A 24,592-nucleotide genomic window follows, 5' to 3' on the forward strand; every position below is an offset into this window, starting at 1 on the left:
AACACAGCCCACATTCAACACTATCTTACTTGTGCCTGTTGCCTATTACCTATACGCACAAATAAATCTATATCTCAACAATTCAAAAAGGGATACCTATACTTTAAACCTAGTTGACAAATAATTAATATTGTAGCCTTTTTCGGTGAATATTTGCTCAAATCTGGTCTTAATTCCATGGTGACGAACGTTTAGTTCAGAAGTGTATAAATCTTTCGTGTAAATCAATTCTTCAACCCCAAATTCTGGTAACACCTCTAAGGTATAATCAAATAATAAGGTACTATCTGTCTTTAAATGTAATAGCCCATCAGATTTGAGTGCATGCTTATATAATTCCAAAAAGCGTGGATTAGTTAGCCTACGTTTGATACCACTTTTTAATGGTTGAGGATCTGGGAAAGTTATCCAAATCTCGTCAACCTCATTTTCTTCAAAGAAGTCTAAAAGCTGATGGATTTTTATTCTAAGAAAAGCTACGTTAGTAAGACTATTTTCATTAGCAAATTTAGCACCAACAGCAATTCGGTCACCCTTAATATCAATACCAATAAAATTCTTGTCTGGAAATACCTGTGCGAGCCCAACAGTGTACTCCCCTTTTCCACAACCTAGTTCAAGAACAATGGGTTGTCGTTTTTCAAACATGATGTCATTCCACTTACCTTTAATTGTCTCAAATAATGGTTTTCCTTCCTCTAATACATTTGGAAGCACTCTATTTAGTGCAAATCTGCCTTCTTTCTTTCTTGACACTTTTATTTTTCGTTAAAAAAAATTGAATAAAACTTATTGAAAACTAACAATTTAAGCCCGATTTTTAGAAAATTAAGCCGCTTGAGATTCCGATGAAAAAAATTTTCCTTATTAAGGTATAGGATTTCAAATTCTCGGAGGCCACATTTTTGACTATAAATCATCTATCCCTGCTACAACAAAGGTACTTCCACCGATATAGACAAAGTCATCAGGTTTAGCCTTGGATAACACCCAGTTTAAGGCATCATTCACATTAGGAATCACAATACCCTCTAATTGAAATTGGGAAGCCAGTTGCTGTAATTCAGTCGCATTCATCGCGCGAGGAACCTCTGCCTGACAAAACACAAAATTGGCAGACTTAGGCAATAAGGCTAATATTCCCGAGATATCTTTATCACTGACAAAACCTAATATCATCCAGAGTTGTTTGAATTGGTACTTCTGTAAAGTATTTAGATTTTCTTCCATACCAGCTAGGTTATGCCCTGTATCACAAACTACTTTTGGTTTATCATTCAGCGTTTGCCAACGACCTTTCAATCCTGTGTTGGTTACAACAGAGGATACCCCCCTTTCTACAGCCGTTTTATCAATCTCAAAACCTCGTGTTTTTAAGACTTCTATACTATCTAATACTCCTTTTAAGTTGTCACTCTGATATTTACCTATGAGTTGGGACTTCAGATGTATTTCCTCATTGGCAGATACCTTTTTAAAGATAAATTGAGCAAATCCTTCACAAACTGAATATTCATTCAATTCGTATTTATCTGAAGCAAAGGAAATTAGAGAATTGTTTGAACTTGCTTTTTGTATAAAGACTTGTTCAGCTTCATCTTGTTTTTGAGAGATAACTACTGGAACTTGCGGTTTGATAATCCCAGCCTTTTCGGTAGAAATTTGGGCAATGGTATTTCCGAGAATATCGGTATGATCAAAACTGATATTTGTAATTAGAGACATCTCAGGCGTAATAACATTTGTTGAGTCTAATCTACCTCCTAAACCCACCTCTATAATAGCGATATCTACCTTCTGAGAGGCGAAATATTCAAAAGCTAGCCCAACAGTACACTCAAAGAATGAAGGCCTTAAATCGACAATAAATGACTTGTTTCGTTCTACATACGCAACAACTTCTTCTTCTGGTATCGGTTTTCCATTAATTCGAATTCGTTCTGTGAAAGATTTTAAATGTGGAGAAGTATAAAGTCCTGTTTTATAGCCCGCTTCCTGAAGAATCGATGCTAAAAAATGAGAAGAACTCCCCTTTCCGTTGGTTCCTCCAACATGTATACTTTTGAATTTGTGCTGAGGATTCCCTAAATGTTCACAGATAGCAAGCGTATTTTTTAAATCTGCCTTGAATGCTTTTTTACCTTCTCTATGAAACACAGGTAAAAGTTGATAGAGATAATCGATTGTTTCTTGATAATTCATAAGATTAAAAAAATAAAGTAGTGCGTTGCCGCACTACTTTGCTGTTATTCTAAATACAATTGTTCCAACTGAAATTTCAGGTTTATCACCTGATGAGGTGGATCTAAACGTAAGTTTTTGAACTGCCCGTTTATATTTTTGGGTTACTGCTGGACTCAAACTCGACTCCATGGTTTCTACAACTTGAACAATACCGTCTGAATCAACTTTTATTCGAAACTTAATCACACCTGTTTCATCTGAATCATCGTTGACCTCTGGACGACTATTCCAAGTCCAACCCGCAAGGCTTACCGAGGCACCACCTCCCGAGCCACCGTTTCCACCACCTGTTCCTGGAGGTGCAGGGTTGTAGGTTCCTCCTTTTACTACGTTTCCGTTAGGTTGCCCTTTATTTCCTACACCCTTACCGTCTCCGTCCGAACCACCTCCTGTTCTTGAGTCGGTACCTGTTGTACCATTACCACCTGTTCTTACCGGAATTGTTGCTCCCGGAATCACCTGAGGCTGAACTGGTTTGCTAGGGCTTGGCTTAGTTACTGGAACATTAGCCTTTGGATTAGGTTTTGCGGTTTCGACTTTCTTAGTTACTTCTGGTACTTTTACAGGACTTGGTCTTGTACTTTTGATAACTTCAGGTTCTGGGCTTGGTTTAGGTTTTATGGGTTTTACCTTTTCTACAATTGGAGTTGGTTCTTTTTTTGGAATTGGTTTTACTTCTGCTGGCTTTGAATCAAACTCATTTTTTGCTTTATTCCCATGGTTTTTTGTGTAGATAGACCCGCTACCATCTTTGTCGGTGCCAAAGTTTACAACAAATCCACCACCGCCAATTTTTTCGACTTTTTTATTTTCTTCTGCATTCCATACTGTGACATACCAAAGCATAATAAATAATAGTATGTTGATGATGCATGTCACAATAAAGGCAAATTGCCGATTTTGTCTTTCTTCTTGTTCTAGATTGTAGGTCGACATTAATAAGAGCTATTATTTTTTAGAAGATTTAAAAATCCAAGCTGAAGCATTGAGCTTCGATTTGATAGTTTGAGATTCAGAGAAAGCATCGCGCTCATGTAGGAATGAATTGGCAGAAACTTTAATCAGTCTACCTTTTTTTTCAGGTTCTATGATGGAGGCATTTTCGAATCCTTTTGCTTGGAGTTCATTTACAAGCTTTTGTGCGTTTTTTTGGCTACCAAAGCTCCCTACAATAACGAAATAGTCCCCCTGATTGGTATTCTGATTTACAGAATCTGACTGATAAATAGTACTGTCTTGAATCTTTTTAGGTGATGTTTGAACTAAGGTATCATGTACTGGCTTTGTTTTGTACACAAGAGCAGGTTCAGGTTTTCCACTACTCATTCCTATAAAAGGATTTAAGGTGCTTAAATTATTCTGCTCTTCATAAGAAAGTATACCAATACCTAACAACACTGCCGTTGCTACCCCAGTCATGAAAGGAACCAATTTCTTTAATCGGATAGCGGTTCTTTTTGAGGTATTTGCAACCTTTTGAGCAGCTCTATCCACAACCGTAAAATTAATATTTTTAGGTTGAGACGTAGAAGCCAAAGCGTCGAATTGACTATCTCTATGAGAATAGGCCACAATTGGGCTTAGGCCGAAGCTATCTGCACAATAGTTTTGAGTATTTTGAGGGTTAAAAACTAACTTATTTTCTTTATTCAATTCAAAAGAACCAATCTGATCAAAGCTCACAAATTCTCCACTTCTCAATCTAAACTTTACAGCATCGACAAAGGCTTTGATACGAATATTTGCTTCTTCGTGCGAAATATTTTCTTTTCTTGAAATATAGTGAGACAAAAGTCCATCATCATTTTTAAGTAGGCTATTGAATGCTACCCAGCGTTTGGCAGGTATTATCAAATTCAATGAACGATCGATTTTGGCGTTTTGGAAATTGGTAATAAATCCTCCAAAATCGGGAACGACTACACAATCGCGCTCGAACAAAAGCTCCTGAATATAGTGTTGAATTGTTGCCATGGTTTATAAAAAATAAAAAAATCGTGTAATTATCTTAAAATCAATAACCTGAATTATTGAAAAAAAATAATTACACGATTTTAAGAATTGTGCTACAATTTAAAAAGAAAATGACAATCCTGCAAGGAAGTTTGCACCTTGTACAGGATAATATAGATATCTTTGGTAATTTTTATTTAAAATATTATTGGCCGATAAAAAGACATCAAATCTTTCACTAATAAAGAAGGTAAACTTCAGGTTGAAATCAAAAATTGGTTTTAGTGTAACCGACTGATTGGTTTGACCGTTTAAACCCTTTAAGCCCGTAAGTACATAAAAATCTGAAGTAACAAGCATTTTTTCACGAATCAAATACTGGTTAGACCAAGTTGCCTTAAATGCAGGACGATGCCAAGCTTCCTTCAAATTCCCAAGGTTACCGTAGATATAATAATCCATCAACAAAGATGAACGAAACAGTTGCGGAATTTCATAGTTGATTTGTCCTGAAAGACTCGTCACATGCACTTTTGTTGTATCGTTGGAATACAAAATCTCAAACTTGGTAGAGTCACTTCTTGAGTTATTTAGCACATAAAAGTTTTTGTAAGTGGCAAAGCTACCTTTCAATTCACCTGATAAACCTCCTGACAAATTGGCCTTTACTCCTGCATAAATATCTGACAATTTGCGAGTTGGCTTAAAAGTTTGAAATCTACCCAACCATTGATTTTCTTGGAGAATTGTCGTAAGGTTATTGGCTATCACATCGCCTTCATATCCAGCGTAAAGTTTGATACCATCCATTAACTGATAATCTGCTTTAATTACTGGTAGGACATAATTTTCATTTTCGGTAGTTTTTTCTTTACTATTGGCCAACATTACACCCAAAGTAAGGCTAAACAATTCTTCTTTATATTTAAAATGTGGCACCAATTTGTACAAATTCCGATAAGTAGTTAGCGAATCTTGGGACTGCGCCAAAATCATCTGTCCATCAAAATTGGCAGATAACTTGTCTGTTAATGGAAATGATGCAGACATTCCAGCATCCCATAAAAGTTCATTGGCACCTGTTTTCGTAAATAAATACGAGAGTTTTGAACGAAAAACATAATCGATAGGTGAAGTTTTACTAGTATTCGACACCGTTCCATCAAAATTGAATTTGTTCCAAGAATTAAAAATAGTTTCTTTATCAAAAGAATATACTTTGGGCTGATAGCCATAATAGTAAAACCCCTTTCGTTTCCAACCAAGTGAACCATCCAATTTCACTGAATTGAATTGTGTTCTACTATGTACCTTAATTTGATTATCAGATTCGCCCGAATAGTTGGCACCAATCGGCCCTAGGCGATAGGCATTATGTTTTACATAAATTCCATGATAATTTTCAGAACCAACCGCTATGCCGGCATGTCCCTCTAAGTAGGTATGACCAAAATTACCGAGGCCTCCTCGTACCACATTGTTGTATTGGGATGACTGAATTGGAGACACAGGATTTACAGGCACTTGTACTTGGTTGGTTAATTCGGTAATACGACCGTTGTTGGGCAATTCCGAAAACAAAAATCGCAGTGGTGGTCGCGGTACAGTATTTGGTGGAGAAATAATTTTCTCTAATTTTCTTTCTGGAGTTGAAATAGTCGGCTTTTTAATGTCTTTATTAACACTAATTACAGAGTTATCAATTTTGCCGACCGTACCTTTCTGAACCTGTGCATATCCTGAAACCGACAGCCCTACTAACAAAAGGCTCGCAAAAGAATATCTGATGGATGTTGTATAATGCATATTTGAGAATAGAGTCTTATGAAAAATGAACTAAAGGAAATTGACCAACATTTGAACAGCAGTATATGAATCTATGTTAAAAATTGTTGACTTTGCTGATAATTTCCTTTTATTTAAAATAAGTAAGTAAAGGGGATTATTAGACTATATCATCGTACATTTCTAATGTAATATTTTGATTATGAATACATTACAATGTCTGTTATACGATAAACGAATACCCTTTTTTTACATATTAGGTTTACTTATTACTAATCGAACGAAGTTTAACTCTAGCTTGCTCGACCGAGTTTTCATCTGGCAGCTTATCAATAATTGAATTTAGCGTTGCTTTTGCTTGAAAATAATTTTCGAGTCCAATAAAATCGTCCGCCAACAAAAGATATGCCTTACCCATCACCTGATAGGATACACCTGAAAATTCGCCATTGAATTTGCTCATAATCATTTCACTAGACTCTTTATATTTTTTTTGATTATAAAGCATTCTTGCCAACATAACCTGACATTCGCCAGCCCAGTCATCTTTAGCCAACATTACTCCTTGATTGAAAGAATTGCTTGCCATAGCCAAATCACCCAATTGCAAATAGCCTTTCCCCATATAATAATAGGCTTTGGTTTTATTGGCAACTGGGGCATCTACCAAATTCAACATTTGTTTTGAAAAATAAATGGTAGAGTCATTCTTGGGGGTATTAAAATAAGAATCCATTAGCCCCAAAATTGCCGCCTGATTATCTTTTACATCTATAGCAGCTCGCTGTAGACCTCTGAAATTTGTGATGGCCTTCGAAAAATTATTGTTTTCAAATTCAATCTGTGCTGCCTTTGAATAAGCCTTTGCCATAGACTTAAATTTGTTATCTGCAATTACAACATAATACCCACGAAGCGCCTCCATTTTATTTTTGAGTTTATAATAAGTTTCTGCTAACAAAAACTTTGCTTCTGGTGTATCCATCGATTCTGGATAATTACGAATATACTCACCCAATGCGACTAAAGCTTTATCGTAAGCATCATCAAAATAAAGACCTTTGGCTTTTTCAAACTCCTTATCTCTTAAGCTAGTATCATTCGGATTGGCTTTTGTGTACAGTGCCTTGATTTCGATATATTCTGGAGAGCTTGGATCCATCAACTCATTTAAACCAGCCATGGCTTGCGCAGAAAAGACTGGGTCGTTGATATAATTTCTCAACAAATATTTATAATCAGAAATAGCACTCTGAGTACGTTGGATGTTTTGAAAAGCAGACCCTCTCCTCATGATGGCGTACGGTACCATGGTACTTTGTGGGCGTTCCATTATCAGGCGTGAATAATACGAAATGGCCTTTTCATTATTCTCCGAGGACATCTCATTGTCGCCTAAATCCCTCAAAGCATTTTCTACATATTTTGACTGAGGGAAAATACGTACAACATCTTCTAGCGTTTTTTTCCCATTTGCATCACCTACAATCAACTGAACCGTTCCTTTTTGATATAGGGCATAGTCCTTATTTGTTTTTACAGTCTGATAGGCTTTGTCATACGACTTCAGCGCTTGTGCATATTGGCCTTGTGCCACATACGAATCGGCAATACGCAACAGGGCATCATCAGCATTACCATCAGAGCCTCCTCTTTGATAATACTCATTAAAATAAGTGTTGGCCTCCGAAGGATTAGTCGATAAATACAAATACCCTAAACTATATCTACTTTTTTGTTGATACTCTGGAAGCGAGGGAGCATCTTTATCAGTTGCGGCCAAAACTTTTTTATACATATCTATGGCCTCCGCATTTCTTTGCATTCCTACCAGAGATTCTCCACGCCAGTACATGGCACTATATTTTAAATCTCTTGATTCGGGAGCGCTTAGTGATTTGTCAAAAAAGGTAACAGCCTCCGCAAAACCGTCCTCATTGTATTTTTTTACAGCCTGATTAAAAGCGATTCGTTGATACACGGCGTTTACTCGCGGTGTTCTTCTTTTGAGTCTTTCAACAAAACTCAATGCTGCCAGTAAATTATTGGACGAAAGATAAGCCTCACTTAATAACTCGTTGGCTTCATCTTCGAATCTTGAATTTGGGTATTGAGCCAAGAAACCTTCAAAAGACTTTACCGCCTCGGGAGAACGCCCCAGGTCGAGAAGAACTTTTCCTACATTAAAACTTGCCTCCTCCTGAACGGGCTTGTTATAGCTCATTTTACTAGCCATATCAAAAGCTCCTAAGGCACCATTGAGATTATTAATTCTTTGATAACAAATACCAAGAACAAAAGAGGCATTTTGTCCGAGGGTATCTTTAGGTAATGCTACGTTTTTAAGCTGATCGACTGCAGTCGAAAACTGATTTGTTTTGTAGAGCGAATAGCCATATCGATAAGCAACAACAGGCATCATTCCCTGTGATTTATAGTTTTTATAAATCCCATAATAAGTTGAAGCCTTTTCGTAGTTACCTTTATTAAAGTACACCTCAGCAGTTAGTAAGGCAATATCGTCTAATTTCCTACCTTTCTCTCTAAGCACTTTTTCGGTGTATTCGAGCATCTCATTGTATTTACCTTGACGATAATAGGCATTTGCAATCCATCCTGGAATTTCGGCTTTATACTGCGGTGAGTTTTCGGCAAGACCAAAATTTTTGATGGCCTCATCATAATTTTTATTCTGAAACTGAATAGCTCCCGCATAATAGGCAGAAGGTGGGCCATAAGCTGGTGTTTGACTGTCGCGAAGTCTTGTAAAGACAGTAAGTGCTTGACTGTAAGACTGAGTCTGATAATAGGCCACCCCCAAATGATATTGTGATTCCTCATCTGCTTTAGAAGTTTTGCTCAGATAGTCTATCGCTTTTCCATAATCTCCATTTTCGAAGAAATAATTACCAATTTCTCTAAAAAGAGTACCTGCAACAGGATGCTCAGGATGCTCGCGCACAAATCGGTCGGCAAGTAGTTCTGTATCGGCTCGGTCAAGATACAAACTACACATCACGATAAAATATTTTGACCAAGCCTGATTAGGGTCATTCTTGTCTAGAAAGTTTCTGTGTTCGGAGAGATAAAGTTCAAATTCTGCTCTAGCAGCCTCAAAGCTTTTTGATTCATAATACTCTTGTCCGTTTCTAAAATGAATATTAGCCTCATTATAGTTGAGCGTACTCTGAGCAAACATCTCATAACCAGAAACTGTACACGAAGCCGCAACGGATAAAAATACAATCGAAGGTAATTTTTTCATTAGATATGTTTTTTATTGGGTATCTATGTTTTGTTGGAGAAATAGAATAGCCAAATTTTACTTGTTTCAAAGGCGAGGCTTTGTTAGTTTCACGTTTTAAAAACGCAAAATTCATACGTTAAATTATGAAAAAAATCTCAATTTTCGCTATCTGTTTACTGTTTAGCGTAATTTCATCAGCACAAATCAACAAACTACAACCGAAGGTATCTTATGTACTTTCGATGGAAAAACCTCAAACTCACTACTTTGATGTAGTCATGACGCTCAAGTCGCTCGATGCCAAAATGAAACAGCAAGGTTTTGTTGATGTAAAAATGGCAGTTTGGACTCCTGGTTCTTACTTGGTTCGTGAATATGCAAAAAATGTAGAATCTGTGAGCGCTAGCTCAGGTAATTCTTCATTAGCATTGGATAAAATCAACAAAAACACTTGGCGTATCAAGATAACTCCCTCTACTCAGGAGTTAACGCTAAAATACAAAGTTTATGCCTATGAACTGTCCGTTCGTACCTCGTTTTTGGATGATTCGCATGGTTACCTAAATCCTGCCAGTGTGTTTATGTACGTAAATGAGTGGAAGTCGATGCCTAGTACTTTAGAAATCAAGCCCTTCAAAGATTGGTCGACTATTTCGACTGGCATGAAAGAAATTTCGAAAAATACTTTCTTGGCAGATAACCTAGATATCTTTATCGACTCGCCAATCGAAATTGGTAATCAGAAAGTTTTAAACTTTGACCTTGCTGGTGTGCCTCACAAAATTGCGATGTATGGCGAGGCCAAATATGATGCCGACAAGCTTACCAACGATATCAAACGCGTATGTGAAGCTGCTAAAGGTGTTGTAACCGAACACCCTTGTAAGGATTATACCTTCCTGATTCACAACCTTGCTGCAGGTGGCGGCGGTCTTGAACACTTAAATTCTACTACTTGCCAAACCTCTCGTGGTGTGTATGAAAACGAAAAAGCCTATAAAGGATTTTTGAGTCTTATCGCTCACGAGTACTTTCACTTGTGGAATGTAAAGCGTATTCGCCCAAAAGCCTTAGGACCTTTTGATTATGAAAACGAGAATTACACCCACATGTTGTGGTATTCTGAAGGAGGTACGAGCTTTTACGAAAATTATATTCTTCGCCGTGCCGGTATTTTCTCACCTGAAGAATATATCAAATCCTACTTAGATGATGTGAATACGATTGAGAACCAGCCAGGTAACAGCATACAATCTGTGGCTGAGTCTAGCTGGGATGCTTGGATAAAGTATTATCGTCCAAACGAAAATTCAAGAAACAGTACTGTTTCCTATTACGACAAAGGTGCTGTGTTGGGTGGAATTCTAAATTTGGCAATTCTGTCTTCGACCAAAGGCGAAAAGAATCTTGATGATTTGATGAGATATTTGTATCAAAATTATTATAAAAAATTAGGTAGAGGATTTACAGACGAAGAATTTATGAAAGCCACCGATATAGTAGCTGGAAAAGATATGTCATCGTTTTTTAAAAAATATATCTTCGGTACAGAATCTATCCCATATAATACTTTTTTTGAAGCCGTTGGGATGAAGCTCGTCGATTCCAATATTGATAATACTGCTGCTTTCTTCGGCGCAGATTTGCGTGCAGGTAAAATCTCGGCAGTAAGAAGAGACTCGCCTGCCTACAACGATGGACTAAATGTCAATGACGAAATCTTAAGCATTGATGGGCAGAAAGTAGAGGATTTAGCCAAATTAATTGCTTCTAAAAAAATTGGTGACCGATTAGAGGTAAAAGTAAAAAGAGATGGATTAGAAAAAACCTATATGGTTACGCTCAGCAAAAATCCACTTAAATCATATAGACTAGAGCCTCTGGCAGATCAGACAGAACAACAAAAAGCACTTTATAAAAAGTGGATGTTTATCCAATAATTTACCAATAAAAAAAGCCCTGAACAATCAGGGCTTTTTTGTTAATAAGGATTCAAAGCAGTATTCAAATCCTGATACATTTCTTCAAAGCGATTCATTACTTTTTGGACAAACTCTTCTGTAATTAGTTCTTTGACCTCTGCCTCTCCAGATACATCCATCTCAGAAATCTTGAATGTTTGTTCTAAATCAGAGGTTTCAAACTTTACAAAATATTTATTGTTCCATTTGTATAAAGAAACCTTACAAGGATGGTTGGGTATTTCACCGATAAAGTACATGACTAAACTTCTTCTTCGATGATAGTAACACTTACAATTTTATCTCCCTGACGAATTTGGTCAATTACGTCCAAACCCTCTACAACCTTACCAAAACAAGTATGTCTACGATCAAGGTGAGCAGTGTTTTTACGACTATGACAAATAAAGAACTGCGAACCACCTGTATTTGGGCCACGGTGTGCCATCGACAATACTCCGCGGTCATGATATTGGTTATTACCAGTCAATTCACAAGGAATTGTATAACCTGGGCCACCAGCTCCTGTACCTGTAGGATCACCTCCTTGAATTACGAAGTCTGGAATTACACGGTGGAAAGTTACACCATCATAAAATCCTTTTTTTGATAAATCAATGAAGTTTTTTACGTGAATTGGAGCATCCTCCTCAAAAAACGTTATAACCATTAGACCTTTCTCGGTCAACATTTCAGCTTTTAACATACTATAATCAATTGTTAATGGATGATAAAACAGCAATTGTTTTTACAAAGTTAAGGCATCTCCTTCATTTCTTTAAACATTTTAGCTAATTGTTTCTTCCTATAGAGTAGAAGGTCTTTCCATCAAAATACCGTAATTTTGAATTTATAATTTATCAACGAAAAATTTCACATTCGATGAAAACAAGAAAACTACTGGCGATATTACTAGCCTCCACTATGCTAGGATTGGTGTCGTGCGGAACAGATAAAAACGAAGAGGCAATAAAATTCTTTAAAAGAGGAAACTTCAAACTAAAAGAACAAGAATACAATGAGGCCATTCATTGGTATGATGAGGCCATCAACAAAAAACCAGATTTTGCCGATATTTATAACAACAGAGGATTAGCTTATCAAAAGGCCGACAAGCCCGAAAAAGCATTGGAGGATTTTAATAAAGCACTGGAGGTCGATAGTAAGTTTTGGGAAGCTTATTACAACCGAGCTGAATTGTATTTCAACTTAGGGAATTTCACCGAGTCACTTAACGACCTAAATACTATTGCCAAGGTTTATAAAGATTCTAGTTTTTATTTTGTAACGGTAGGAAATGTAAAAACTCAAATCCAAGATTATTCTGGAGCCACCGCTGCCTATGAAAAAGCAATTTTGCTTAATCCCAAAAATGCTGAAGCCTATACTAATCACGGATATCTGTACTTTGAACAAAACAATTATGCGATGGCGAAACAAGATTTTCAAAAGGCTTTAGCAATCAATCCTCAACAACACTTTGCCTTAAATAATTTAGCCTTTATACTAAGCGAGGAGGGCAAATATCAAGAAGCATTACCCTTGGTAGAAAAAGCCATATTTCTAAAACCTGCCCAGGCTTACTATCTCAACAATAAAGGTTATATTCTTTTACAGTTAGGCAAATTAGAGGAAGCCAAAGAAACTATCGAACACTCTCTGAGGATAGAACCTGAAAATGCATTTGCGAATAGAAACTTAGGTTTGTACTTCCAGAAAAAAGGAGACGCCCAAAAAGCAAAAACGTATTTAGAAAAAGCTAAAAAACTTAACCCTAGCATTTCGATTCAGTAAACAAAAAATCCCTACTGACTAATGATGTCAATAGGGATTTTTTGTTTACATCAAATTTTTAAAAGGGGCTTCAGACTAATCCATTTTATTGATTTATCAATGAATTTGCTTTTTCAGCGAGAATTTTCGTTCAAAAATGAACAATATTAGAATAATGCAAAAATAAAAAGTGTTTTACCGAAAATTTCTTTACAGTATATTAAAAAAGTACAAAATAACCAATTTACTCAAACCTTAAAATTGCTCAAATTGAGCATTATATTACCGAAAAAATAGCCTTTTGAGCTTTTTTACCCCTATATAAAAGCCCTGAGAATCGCATATTTGAGCCTGTTCTAGGTATAATTACAGCTCGTTCGATTCTCAGGGCCTAGTATTTTTTAACTTCTACAAGTTTTAAACTATAAAATTAGTTTTAAATTTCTTAAAGAAAGTCGTATTCTCTACCGAATTAGTATGGATTTCAAAAAGTCTGGCACGATTAGACTTTTGTGGAATTGTAGTCAGGATTTTTTCTAACTGCTCAAAATTCGTAGCTGATAAATATTCCATGTTAGATTCTTCGGCAGTCAGCTTGGCTGTCATTTTTTGAGAAGTTTCAAAAAATGGTTCAAGCTCTGGTTGCTGACTCGGGCCATCAATCATTCGGAAAATTCCTCCCCCACTATTGTTCTCTACAATAATGTTGAGGTTTGAAGGTAAGAAATTATTCCAAAGTGCATTACGATCATAGAAAAAAGCTACGTCACCAACCAAAAGATATACCTGTGCATCCGTTGCCAAAGCTGCCCCAACAGCTGTACTCACACAGCCGTCTATTCCGCTTGTTCCTCTGTTAGCAAAAACTTCTACCTCGTTGATATTGGGTAAGTGCAGGTAATTTGCATATCTCACTGCCATCGAATTGGCAAGATGCAATTGCGAGCCAGACGGAATATTTTCCATCACCTTAAAGTAAGTCGAGAATTCATTCCATGTGTCGCTATCGCTCAAAACTTGATGGATATATCTCGAAGACTTTCTTTCGAGATTAAACCATTTTTCTTGAAAGGCGAAAGACTTTTCTTCATCTCCCATTTTATAAGCTCTCATATCTAAGCTTTCAAACAGTTCTTTGAAAAAGTCTTCAGGCGCAATTGGCACAATATCGCTTAGACTCTGATAGGTATCAATCATAAGCGTTGAGCTTTGCACATGCCAATGGGCTTCAGGTTTATGTTTTCTAATAAACTGCTTCAGTGATTTTGAAATCACTGATTTACCAAAAGATATCAAAAGCTCTGGCGCATAGCTCTCGTTTATCTGCCCTAAGTACAAGTCATGATTCGCGATGAATTCGCCTTTGAGATTGGCAATCAAATCGCCAACAACCACAAATCCAAACTCCTCTTGTAAGCCTTTCAAAGCTTGGTTAATATTGGGGTTAGTAGCATCTTGGCCAGCAATGACCATGACCTTTGAATAATCTTCAATTTGAGAGAGTAACTCCTCCCAAGTTTCCTGATTCAAGCTCGCCTTTGCCAAATGCTGACGAATATTTCTTGGACGCTCAAAAACTACTTGCTCCCCAGCTGAAGGATAAAATGGCTCACGCAATGGGATATTTATATGCACTGGTCCTTTTGGAAAAGTATTGGCTGTGTTGATGGCCTCATTCATGACACGTTCGATATGCCAACGAGCATCAGGATGAGAATAATCTGCTCCAATCTGATAGGAAGCCTTTACGTGTTTTCCATAAATATTTTCCTGATAAATCGTCTGTCCATCGTGTTGATGTATCCATTCGGTTGGTCGGTCAGCTGTAAGAACAATTAATGGTATTTCTTGGAAAAAGGCTTCAGCTACAGCAGGAGCATAATTGTAGGCAGCCGACCCAGAGGTACAACAAATGGCAACAGGTTTATTTTTTACTTGTGCCATTCCCATAGCGATAAATGCAGCCGAACGTTCATCTGATACCGACAAGGCATTTATCTGAGGATGTCTAGCCAACGCAATCGTCAAAGGTGCATTGCGGGAACCAGGGGAAATTATCGCATCAGTCACATTTTTGGTGACCAGTATTTCTGCTATATTAATAATGGGTTGTAATATTGCCATGAATGGTTTTGGTTCTCTTGTTTTGTTTTTATCTATTTTGATGCGTTACATATTAGAATTATTAGTCCATATAAGCTTTCCATCAAAATCTAATTTATATTTTGTTTGTTCGAAATCTGTTAGTAAAATCCCTTCAGGTAAAATTGATATTGCTTTTTCTTGGGTAAGCGATACAAAAATATCTTTTCCGCTAAAACACCATTTTATATTTCCTTCTAGATTAACTAGGGTTATATTCAATTCACCATGGATGAGATAATCCTCTTGGCATTGAAAAATTTGAAAACAAGTTACGTCATCTAACTTCATATTCCATACTAATTCTAAACTCGGTAGAGACAAACAAAATACGGAGTCTCCGCAGCAAATCAATATATTTTCCGATGCAATTATATACGAGTATTGAGTGATTGCTGTTGCACCACCTATCCCTATAATAATACAACTCTCAACAAGCTCTTTATGTTGATAAATTTTAATTCCGATTTTACTTGATGATACTTGACTTCCGTCACTGCTACTATATTGTTTGGTATAAGAAAATATATTATCGACTGAATCAACCCTATAAATTGGCTCATCAAGAAGTTCAAGCATTAAATCAGAAATTTCAAATCTTATCATTTTATATCTTCTTAACTTTTATACTCAAAGCATGCATCGTGGTTGTTATTAGGAGAAAAAGATAGGACTATATCATTCGCATTAATACCTCTTCTGTTTTTGTATTAATTATTAGGATTCCTTCGTCAGTACTATCTAATTGTCCCGCCAAAACACCGTCCTTTCGCCAGATTGCTCTTTGTCCAACGCTCTCAAAATTATCGCAAAATCCGATACAATTTGACATAAGCACTGGCATTGAAAATTTCTTTGCCATTGCTGAATAATGCGTCCTTGCCTTATTTATACCACTCTGTGATTAAGCAACGCTGGCTACATAAATTTCAGCACCGAGCACAAGGGCTGACTCAAAATATGAGCGTATTAGACTTTCATAACAAATAGCTGGTACAATCTTTTCACCATTAAGACTAATAGTGAATTGCTCTTGTCCACTTACGAAATAAGAATACTCATCTGAATGTAAGTGTTGCTTCGAATATGCGCCTCTAGTTTGGTCTGGTTGAAAAATAAACATACTTATTTTGATTCCATCTTTTGCTTTTTCTGGCACACCGATGCCAATCGTTATATTTTCACGATGACTAATTTCTTCAAAACAATCAAATTCGATATCGCTAAGTTGCCTTGCAAGAGCTTCAGCTGATTTGGGTTCATAACCTGTAATCGAAAGTTCCGGAAAGAATATGGCATCCACTTTACATGAAATAGCAAGCTGAATCAGCCCAAGATGTTTTTCTACAATTGAAGGTATATCACCCTTAACAGGTCCAAATTGCGCAAAGCTATTTTCATAATTACCTTAAACTTTTATTACCTAGCATTTCTCTTTGCTGGGTTAATATCTTCGAGTATTTCATACAAACAAAAAGAGCCTCATAAATGAGGCTCTGAAAAGGCATTGTCAGGATACTAGCCCAAATAAGTTTTGAGCGCCTTGCTTCTTGATGTATGTCTTAATCTACGGATTGCTTTTTCTTTAATTTGACGTACACGTTCGCGAGTCAAGTTAAATTTCTCACCGATTTCTTCCAAAGTCATCGCATGCTCACCGTTTAATCCAAAATAAAGTGTAACAACATCCGCTTCACGTTGAGTTAAAGTAGATAAAGCACGTTGTACTTCACGACGCAAAGAGTCGTTAATCAAGCCACTATCAGGTTTGTCTTCGCCATCATTTTCCAGAACGTCCAACAAAGAGTTTTCTTCTCCTTGTACAAACGGAGCGTCCATAGATACGTGACGACCCGAAATTTTGAGAGTGTCCACAACCTCACCAGTTGTAATTTCGAGTACTTCAGCTAATTCTTCTGGTGTTGGTTCACGTTCAAATTTTTGCTCCAACTCAGAGAAAGTCTTTGAAATTTTGTTCAAAGAGCCTACACGGTTGAGTGGCAAACGAACGATACGTGATTGCTCTGCCAAAGCTTGAAGAATTGACTGACGAATCCACCATACCGCATAGGAAATAAACTTAAAACCACGAGTCTCATCAAATCTTTGAGCTGCTTTTATCAAACCAAGGTTACCTTCGTTGATAAGGTCGCCTAGACTTAGGCCTTGGTTTTGATATTGCTTAGCAACAGACACCACAAAACGAAGGTTCGCTTTGGTCAATCTTTCCAAAGAAAGTTGATCTCCTTCACGAATCTTCTGAGCTAAAATAACCTCCTCCTCTGGCGTTAGCAAATCTACCTTGCCAATTTCTTGCAAATACTTGTCGAGTGATTGGGATTCTCGGTTGGTAATCTGCTTACTAATTTTTAGCTGTCTCATATTAGTTACTACCTCTTAAAGTTCTTAGTAGGTTAACAATTAGGAATAAAGTGTGATTTGTGGAAAAAATACTATGCTTTTCTTTAAATATTTTTTTTCACAAAGAGCACGTCCTGAAAAGTGTATACCAAACAGTTATATAAACGATGAATATAACTGTTTGGTAGGAAACAAATTTAACAATATAGTTTAATTTGTTAAGAAAATAACGAAATTATCCTCAAGTTCGTTCTATTTTTTTTCAGGTTTTGGCAACAAAACTTTTCTTGATAAACGGAATTTGCCTGTTTTCTTATCCACTTCAATCAACTTCACTTTTACTTGTTCACCGATTTCAAGCACGCCGTCCATTGTTTCAAGACGTTCCCATTTGATTTCAGAGATATGCAATAGACCGTCTTTTCCTGGTAAGAATTCAACAAAAGCACCAAACGGCATAATTGATTTTACAACGCCATCGTATACTTCACCCTCTTCAGGGATTGTTACAATTCCTTTCACCATTTTAACGGCAATATCCATAGCAGCTTTATTGGCTGAGAAAATAGAAACATAACCTCCATCTTCTTTTTCTTCGATAGTAACCGTAGCACCAGATTGTTTTTGAATATCTTGAACCACTTTACCACCAGGTCCGATTACTGCACCAATCTGCTCTTTCAAGATTCTGATAACAGTAGCTCTTGGAGTTTGTGGTTTGTAGTCGCCACGAGGTTCAGCAATAGTTTCTTGCATTTTACCCAAAATATGTAAGCGACCTTGTTTTGCTTGTTCCAAAGCTTCAGTTAACACTTCATAAGATAAACCATCCACTTTGATATCCATCTGACAAGCAGTAATTCCGGCAGAAGTACCAGTAACTTTAAAGTCCATATCGCCTAAGTGATCTTCATCACCCAAGATATCCGAAAGTACCGCATACTTACCCGTCTTAGGATCAGTAATAAGACCCATGGCAATACCCGATACAGGAGCTTTGATTGGTACACCAGCATCCATCAAGGCCAAAGTTCCAGCACAAACTGTTGCCATTGATGAAGAACCATTAGATTCTAGGATATCAGAAACAACACGAATTGTATAAGGGTTTTTCGCATCTGGAGGCAATACCTTTTTCAAAGCACGCATCGCCAAATTGCCATGACCTACCTCACGACGACCCGGAGCTCTATTAGGTTTTACTTCACCAGTAGAAAAACCAGGGAAGTTGTAATGTAACATAAAACGGTTATAACCCGAAACCATTGCTTGATCAACGATTTGTTCATCAAGTTTTGTACCTAATGTTACCGTAGTAAGTGACTGTGTTTCGCCTCTTGTAAATACGGCCGAACCATGAGGCGATGGTAGATAATCAACTTCACAAGTGATAGTACGAATCTCATCCAATTTACGACCATCCAAACGATAACGTTCGTTTAGTACTAATTGGCGGGCAGCTTCTTTCTCGATATCATGGAAATACCATTTTGCCAAGCTTTTATTTACTGTAGAATCCTCTGGCAATGAAGCAAAATATTCCTCTTCAATAGCTTTGAAAGACTCGCGGCGTCCTTTTTTACTTGGATTTGCTAATTTGGCAACATCATAATAACGTTGAAAATATGTTTCCCACAAATAAGTTTTCAACTCTTCGTCATGGGTTTCATGCGAATATTCACGCTTTTCTGTTTTACCAGCTTCTGCCTCCAACTCTTTAAGCGCCGCACATTGATGCTGAATAGCCTTGTGAGCCAAACGAAGTGCTTCTAACATCTCCTGTTCAGAAACTTCATTTGCTTCACCTTCAACCATCAAAATATCATTAGCATTGGCAGCTACGATTAATTCTAACTCTGCATCCTTCAATTTAGAAGTTTCAGGGTTGATAATGTACTCGCCATTAATTTTTGCTACACGAACCTCAGAAATCGGGCCGTTGAAAGGGATATCAGATACCGCCAAAGCTGCAGCTGCAGCTAGTCCGACATAGGCATCTGGTAAAACCTCAGAATCAGCAGAAATCAAGTTAATCATTACTTGTGTATCTGCATGAAAATCAGACGGGAAAGTTGGGCGTAAAGCTCTATCTACTAATCTACTTACAAGTACCTCATAGTCAGACAATTTTGATTCTCTTCTCAAGAAACCTCCAGGGATTTTACCAGCTGAAGCAAATTTTTCTTGATAATCTACTGAAAGAGGTAAAAAGTCAGCACCTTCTTTTGCTGTTTGGCTAGCAACAACCGTTGCTAAAAGCATCATATTTCCGCTTCTCACTACCACAGCCCCATCGGCTTGTTTCGCGAGTTTGCCCGTTTCGATGGTAATTTCTTTACCATCAGGCATTGTGATTTTTTTCGTAATTACGTTAAACGACATAAATTGTTTGCTTAGTTACCTTTTACGCTACCTGATATCAACGAAATGTAAAAGGATTTTGTTGGATTTGCAGTCATTAATAGTGAATCGTCAATTGCCAATAGTGTAGTTTGATGATGAATGGCTGCTTCACGATTAACAAAACTATCAACTATTAACGAAGACCCAAATAGAGGAAGGGAAGACGATCTCCGTCTACGCAATCAGGGAATCCTATTAGATAGAATTCCCTGTTTGCTGAAAGTAAATTACTTTCTAATGCCAAGCTGAGCAATGATAGCTCTGTAACGAGTGATGTCTTTCTTGATAAGATAATCAAGTAAGCTTCTACGCTTACCTACCAATTTCAAAAGACCTAAACGAGTAGAGTGGTCTTTCTTATTGATTTTTAAGTGTTCTGTCAAATGATTGATTCTGTAAGTAAACAATGCAATTTGTGACTCAGCAGAACCAGTATCGATTTTAGACTTCGAGTGACCTTTAGATTCAAAGATCTCTTGCTTTTTTTCTGAAGTTAAATACATCTTCAACCAGTTTTAATTATTAAATTTTTGTAAACGTGCAAAAATATAAAAATTCCTAACTATTTGCAAATTTCATCCCAAATTTAGCAAATATTTTTCTTAACATGCCCTGGGATGCAATCCTTTCCTTCAACTTTGTCATAGCCATTACATAAACATCAGACTCAAATAGTCGGGAGTCGTGTCGAGCTTTATTGAAAAAATATACCCCGATTGAAAAAAGTACCAAATTGGAGGTCCAGGCTCCTACTTGTACCATCACTCTTCCTTCTTCCGAAAGTTTCTTCCCTTGCTGAGTCATTACATAAGAAAGAATAAAAAAGAAAATCGCCACAACCACGGGCATTCCGAATCCTCCCTTTTTGATAATCGCGCCAAGTGGGGCTCCAATCAAAAACATGACAAAAATGGCAATCGAATCTGTAAATTTCTGATGCCAAAACCAATTAGTTTTACGTAAATCTTCATTTTTGGAAGTTAGCGTAAACACATTACTTTCGGCAAATGAAATCATATTCTTGGCTTGAGAGATGGCAAAGTCCAAATGCTCGTTCGGATTAGGCTTGATTTTCTTTTTAATAATTTTCCCAACCCAATCTCCTTGATTTTTCATCAAAGCCTTTTGGTCTGGTGTAATTGTCGCAGGCAAAGATTTCAAACTATATATATAGTAGGATTTTGCCGCTTCGAAAAAGTTTTTGCGATAATCAGAAGTTAGCCTAGCTAATGAATCGGCATCGTTATTTAGCTGCACAATATTTCGCATGATTTGATGATGCTTAAATTGATCTTCTTCCGTTTTGTGCATATCAAACGCCGACATACTCATTACTACCTTACTTTTTGTAAACGAATGCGATACAAAATCCGTAGCATCAGCACCAGTCGAACGGTCGGCATCATCTACATAGTCGTGCCCATTGTATAATTCAAACACTAAATACTGTTTGTTCATGATAGTATACATCAAGGCCGAATCTGCAATGGTAACATGTTTATTCCCATCATTTTTGGAATGATCATAAATAATAACCCCTTTTAAAGATTTTCCGTTAGGAAATTTCTTATTTACTTTGATACTGTACCCTGGCAATTCATTGTAAAAAATCCCTTCTTTAATATTTAATGTCGTTTTTGTTGTTTTGATATCATACAGCAATCGATAGCCCTTGAGGTTTGCCCAAGGCCAAAGAACATTATTAAACCAAAATGAAAATCCTGAAACTAAAATGGCTACCACAAACATGGGTCGCAAAGCTCTACTTATGGAAATCCCAGCACTTTTTATGGCAGTAAGCTCAAAAAATTCACCAAGTTTCCCAAATGTCATAAGCATTGAAATGAGCATCGCCAAGGGTAAGGCAATAGGGATAGTAATCAAACTGAAATAGAAAAATAATTCGAAGTATAGTTCAACCCCTAAATCTTTACCAAACAAATCAGCAAAATATACGACAATTAAGCGCATCAAAAATATAAAGATTACAACTGTAAGGGTCAGTAAAAATGGTCCCCAAAAGGCCTTGAGGATAAGCTTATCTAGTTTTTTCATACATCCACAATAATTTGCCATGCAAAGTTATCATTTCTTGAGCAATATTTTAGTTTATTAAGATGTGGTTAAAATTCTATTTATAGAAACAAACCTCGCTCACAAAATAACGAATACATTTCCTAAATTTTGTACATCCACACAAGAATTAAGAAACTTTAAGAAACAGACAATTCTTGAGTATCTCGAAATAAATTCATTTATTTCGAATTGGATAAATCTAAGAACAAAATTAGATTAAAGTTTTTTAGATTGGGTAATAGGCCGCAGGCGAAAAGTTTTAGCTTGTTTTTGGTAAAAAACTCACCGTCACCACTCACTACCTGAATACCGAAAACGAATTAATCTTTTCTGACTAAAAAAAGGATACTTAAACCAATAGCTAAATACCCTTTTGTATTATACGTTAAAAAATAGAATTTTGTTAAAAAGACCATTTACCGAATAAACCTCTCTGATAATCGGAATAAGCTTGATAAATCTCTTCCTCAGTATTCATCACAAAAGGCCCCTGTGACACTACGGGCTCGTTGAGTGGTTTGGCGTGACCTAATAAAATATAGGAATCCTCCTCCGCTTCAAATTCAATGCTACCCTCCTGATAATCAAACTCAACTAAACTCCTTAGTGCAACTGAACGATTATTCAATCTAACACGACCTCTTACCACATAGAAGAAAATTGTATGTTCAGCAGGGATATCCAAACTGTAGGTATATCCTTTCTGGCAGGCGATGGTAGTAAAAGTTACTCCAGTAACCGATTCAAAAGGCCCTGTTAGCCCCTCTACAGTTCCACTTAATACCTGCACCCTTACTCCAGGATGGATTACAGTTGGAATATCATCCTTCTCAAGCCCAAGATATCTGGGCTCCATCAGCTTATGGGAGGCCGGAAGATTAATCCATAATTGCAATATTTCAAGAGAGCCCCCTTCTTTCATGAATTCTGCAGAAGATGTTTCGGCATGAATCAGACCTTTTCCGGCTGTCATCCATTGAACCCCACCAGACCTTATCACGCTAGAATGACCCGTACTATCCTGATGTTTGATATCACCATCCAAAATAAAGGTAACAGTTTCCATGCCACGATGAGGATGTGGGCCAAAAGGTAAACCTTGATTGTTTTTAGGATATACTTGATGTCCGTGATGATTCAAAAAAAGAAATGGATCAAGGTAATCTAAAGTATGTGTAGGAAGAACACCGTAAGTAACAAGCTCACGAATCGGTGAATAATGTGGTGTGTGGATTTGTTTAATATTTCTCATATATTTGACAATTGAAACCAATTAATAGTATTTCAACTCAAAAATAAGCAAATCGGTTTCACACAAATAAGGAAAACACCTTTAATTAATCGTTATGAAAAATTTTCAGATACCTAGAAAAGTAGAACAACTCCGTTATCCCCTCATAGCCTTTACATTATTTTGCTATGAAGCATATCTTTCTGTTTACGTAAAAGACAATTTCTTTCGTCCATTTTTCGGAGACTTTATTGCTGTAATTTTTGCCTTTACATTTTTCAAATGTTTTTATGCTAACAACTCCTCGAAGGATTATAGACTAGCTGGTATTTCTTTGATGATTGCCTATTTGCTGGAAATTTTACAAAAAATCAATTTTTTACAGATGACAGGATTAGACAAATACCCCATTATGAGTATGCTTATCGGCCACTCCTTTTCTTGGATAGACCTATTAGCTTATACCTTGGGATATATAACATTACTCGTTATAATAAAATTCAAATAATCATCAATCAAAGAATGCTAGTTGTCAGGCCTTGGATTTGCCCATCAACTAGCATTTGTGTTTAGGTTAGTTACCTACGATTTCTTTCAATTTAAAAATTAAATCTTCCCATAGTTCAGTCAACTCCTCTTCGTCCGAATTACCAGAATAATCAATGATTTTTAAATAGGTTGACCCAGTCAAATCACTAACATCCATCTTGAACTCGAGATAATTATGATCACGGTCGTCGGGGCTAGAAGGAACAAAATCAAACTTTGCGGACTTATTTAATCGTAATTGAGATAATTTGGCGATGTGACTTTCACCATCCCAAACAAAGTCGAAAGTAGAGCTATCTTTTAAAGTTACTTTCTCCGCAAACCATTGCTGCAATCCTGAAGCAGAACTTACATACGGGAACAAAACTTTTGGAGAAGCTCTCAACTCGAACTCAATAACAAACTTGTGCTTACTCATACGCAAGAATTTAAATTTACCTTTTTGGCAAAGGTATAATTATATAGATAATATGCAAGTTTTTGTAACATCTTTAGGTGTAGATTAGACAAATAAATATATAATCCACTAAAAATCAACAAATTACATATTTATAGATTAAAATAATGCTAAAAGAAAAATTTCATTTTTTTCAGCTACCATAAAACTCTGACTACCAATCAGTAATCATATACGTTACAAATTATTTTCAGAAAAATGCTCTTTAATACTTGCCTCCGATAGAATAATTATCTAATTTTGCATCACGAAAAACACGGCGGGGTAGCTCAGATGGTTAGAGCGTTGGATTCATAACCCAAAGGTCGGCAGTTCGATTCTGCTCCCCGCTACTATTTTTTCTGAACATATTATTACGGCGGGGTAGCTCAGATGGTTAGAGCGTTGGATTCATAACCCAAAGGTCGGCA

At 36.7% G+C, this 24,592-nt stretch carries 20 protein-coding genes, 2 tRNA genes and 1 pseudogene (1 of these 23 cut by a window edge); 5 read left to right on the forward strand and 18 right to left on the reverse strand.

Annotation, left to right across the window (positions count from 1 at the left end; genetic code table 11):
- Positions 1-96 precede the first annotated feature (96 nt).
- From trmB to ACOVQ4_RS02735, 6 genes are all read right to left on the reverse strand, one after another.
- Positions 97-756 carry a tRNA (guanosine(46)-N7)-methyltransferase TrmB gene (gene trmB, locus ACOVQ4_RS02710; protein ID WP_421819128.1) on the reverse strand — a complete coding sequence of 220 codons (660 nt, stop codon included), beginning with the start codon at positions 754-756 and terminating at the stop codon, positions 97-99.
- Between the two features lie 153 nt (positions 757-909).
- The gene (locus tag ACOVQ4_RS02715) at positions 910-2,202 is read right to left on the reverse strand and encodes a bifunctional folylpolyglutamate synthase/dihydrofolate synthase (RefSeq protein WP_421819129.1); all 1,293 of its coding nucleotides are present in this window, start codon (positions 2,200-2,202) and stop codon (positions 910-912) included.
- A gap of 33 nt (positions 2,203-2,235) precedes the next feature.
- Complete coding sequence (locus ACOVQ4_RS02720) at positions 2,236-3,180, reverse strand: hypothetical protein (RefSeq protein ID WP_421819130.1); 945 nt, start codon at positions 3,178-3,180, stop codon at positions 2,236-2,238.
- Between the two features lie 12 nt (positions 3,181-3,192).
- Positions 3,193-4,218 (reverse strand): SPOR domain-containing protein, encoded by a 1,026-nt coding sequence (locus ACOVQ4_RS02725; RefSeq protein ID WP_421819131.1) that lies wholly within the window; start codon positions 4,216-4,218, stop codon positions 3,193-3,195.
- A 99-nt stretch (positions 4,219-4,317) separates the two neighbouring features.
- Entirely contained in the window at positions 4,318-6,003 is a 1,686-nt protein-coding gene (locus ACOVQ4_RS02730; protein ID WP_421819132.1) for a TonB-dependent receptor, read from the reverse strand.
- A gap of 241 nt (positions 6,004-6,244) precedes the next feature.
- Positions 6,245-9,247 (reverse strand): tetratricopeptide repeat protein, encoded by a 3,003-nt coding sequence (locus tag ACOVQ4_RS02735; RefSeq protein ID WP_421819133.1) that lies wholly within the window; start codon positions 9,245-9,247, stop codon positions 6,245-6,247.
- A 125-nt stretch (positions 9,248-9,372) separates the two neighbouring features.
- On the opposite strand from ACOVQ4_RS02735, the gene ACOVQ4_RS02740 reads away from it, so the two are divergent.
- Positions 9,373-11,169: a M61 family metallopeptidase gene (locus tag ACOVQ4_RS02740; RefSeq protein ID WP_421819134.1), complete on the forward strand. Its 1,797-nt coding sequence runs from the start codon at positions 9,373-9,375 to the stop codon at positions 11,167-11,169.
- 41 nt (positions 11,170-11,210) lie between these two features.
- On the opposite strand, the gene ACOVQ4_RS02745 is transcribed toward ACOVQ4_RS02740, so the two are convergent.
- Positions 11,211-11,450: a hypothetical protein gene (locus ACOVQ4_RS02745; RefSeq protein ID WP_421819135.1), complete on the reverse strand. Its 240-nt coding sequence runs from the start codon at positions 11,448-11,450 to the stop codon at positions 11,211-11,213.
- A gap of 2 nt (positions 11,451-11,452) precedes the next feature.
- Positions 11,453-11,896 (reverse strand): peptidylprolyl isomerase, encoded by a 444-nt coding sequence (locus tag ACOVQ4_RS02750; protein WP_421819136.1) that lies wholly within the window; start codon positions 11,894-11,896, stop codon positions 11,453-11,455.
- Positions 11,897-12,072: 176 nt separating this feature from the next.
- Here ACOVQ4_RS02750 and ACOVQ4_RS02755 point away from each other — a divergent pair, with 176 nt between their 5' ends.
- Positions 12,073-12,984 (forward strand): tetratricopeptide repeat protein, encoded by a 912-nt coding sequence (locus ACOVQ4_RS02755; RefSeq protein WP_421819137.1) that lies wholly within the window; start codon positions 12,073-12,075, stop codon positions 12,982-12,984.
- A 396-nt stretch (positions 12,985-13,380) separates the two neighbouring features.
- Here ACOVQ4_RS02755 and menD read toward each other — a convergent pair whose 3' ends face one another.
- The 9 genes and pseudogenes from menD to ACOVQ4_RS02800 form a co-directional block, all read right to left on the reverse strand.
- Positions 13,381-15,087: a 2-succinyl-5-enolpyruvyl-6-hydroxy-3-cyclohexene-1-carboxylic-acid synthase gene (gene menD / locus ACOVQ4_RS02760; RefSeq protein WP_421819138.1), complete on the reverse strand. Its 1,707-nt coding sequence runs from the start codon at positions 15,085-15,087 to the stop codon at positions 13,381-13,383.
- A gap of 45 nt (positions 15,088-15,132) precedes the next feature.
- Positions 15,133-15,711 carry a hypothetical protein gene (locus tag ACOVQ4_RS02765; protein ID WP_421819139.1) on the reverse strand — a complete coding sequence of 193 codons (579 nt, stop codon included), beginning with the start codon at positions 15,709-15,711 and terminating at the stop codon, positions 15,133-15,135.
- 67 nt (positions 15,712-15,778) lie between these two features.
- Positions 15,779-15,967, reverse strand: a complete 189-nt coding sequence (locus ACOVQ4_RS02770) for a hypothetical protein (protein ID WP_421819140.1) — start codon at positions 15,965-15,967, stop codon at positions 15,779-15,781.
- Positions 15,968-16,009: 42 nt separating this feature from the next.
- Positions 16,010-16,480, reverse strand: a pseudogene (locus ACOVQ4_RS02775) (carbon-nitrogen hydrolase family protein); the annotation flags it as partial.
- 143 nt (positions 16,481-16,623) lie between these two features.
- Entirely contained in the window at positions 16,624-17,487 is an 864-nt protein-coding gene (locus ACOVQ4_RS02780; protein ID WP_026995355.1) for a sigma-70 family RNA polymerase sigma factor, read from the reverse strand.
- A 231-nt stretch (positions 17,488-17,718) separates the two neighbouring features.
- On the reverse strand, positions 17,719-19,848 hold the full coding sequence (pnp, locus tag ACOVQ4_RS02785; protein ID WP_421819141.1) for a polyribonucleotide nucleotidyltransferase: 2,130 nt from the start codon (positions 19,846-19,848) through the stop codon (positions 17,719-17,721).
- A gap of 248 nt (positions 19,849-20,096) precedes the next feature.
- Positions 20,097-20,372: a 30S ribosomal protein S15 gene (gene rpsO, locus ACOVQ4_RS02790; RefSeq protein WP_421819142.1), complete on the reverse strand. Its 276-nt coding sequence runs from the start codon at positions 20,370-20,372 to the stop codon at positions 20,097-20,099.
- Positions 20,373-20,427: 55 nt separating this feature from the next.
- The gene (locus tag ACOVQ4_RS02795) at positions 20,428-21,924 is read right to left on the reverse strand and encodes an LptF/LptG family permease (RefSeq protein WP_421819143.1); all 1,497 of its coding nucleotides are present in this window, start codon (positions 21,922-21,924) and stop codon (positions 20,428-20,430) included.
- A gap of 424 nt (positions 21,925-22,348) precedes the next feature.
- Positions 22,349-23,197 (reverse strand): pirin family protein, encoded by an 849-nt coding sequence (locus ACOVQ4_RS02800; RefSeq protein ID WP_421819144.1) that lies wholly within the window; start codon positions 23,195-23,197, stop codon positions 22,349-22,351.
- A gap of 94 nt (positions 23,198-23,291) precedes the next feature.
- On the opposite strand from ACOVQ4_RS02800, the gene ACOVQ4_RS02805 reads away from it, so the two are divergent.
- Complete coding sequence (locus ACOVQ4_RS02805) at positions 23,292-23,684, forward strand: DUF2809 domain-containing protein (protein ID WP_421819145.1); 393 nt, start codon at positions 23,292-23,294, stop codon at positions 23,682-23,684.
- Positions 23,685-23,750: 66 nt separating this feature from the next.
- Here ACOVQ4_RS02805 and ACOVQ4_RS02810 read toward each other — a convergent pair whose 3' ends face one another.
- Positions 23,751-24,143, reverse strand: coding sequence for an START-like domain-containing protein (locus ACOVQ4_RS02810; protein ID WP_421819146.1), 393 nt, complete (start codon positions 24,141-24,143; stop codon positions 23,751-23,753).
- Between the two features lie 297 nt (positions 24,144-24,440).
- On the opposite strand from ACOVQ4_RS02810, the gene ACOVQ4_RS02815 reads away from it, so the two are divergent.
- A tRNA-Met gene (locus tag ACOVQ4_RS02815) sits at positions 24,441-24,514 on the forward strand.
- Between the two features lie 25 nt (positions 24,515-24,539).
- Positions 24,540-24,592: transfer RNA gene (locus ACOVQ4_RS02820), tRNA-Met, on the forward strand; it runs 121 nt beyond the window's last position.

This window comes from Flectobacillus sp. (assembly GCF_049240685.1).
Classification (GTDB): Bacteria; Bacteroidota; Bacteroidia; order Cytophagales; family Spirosomataceae; genus Flectobacillus.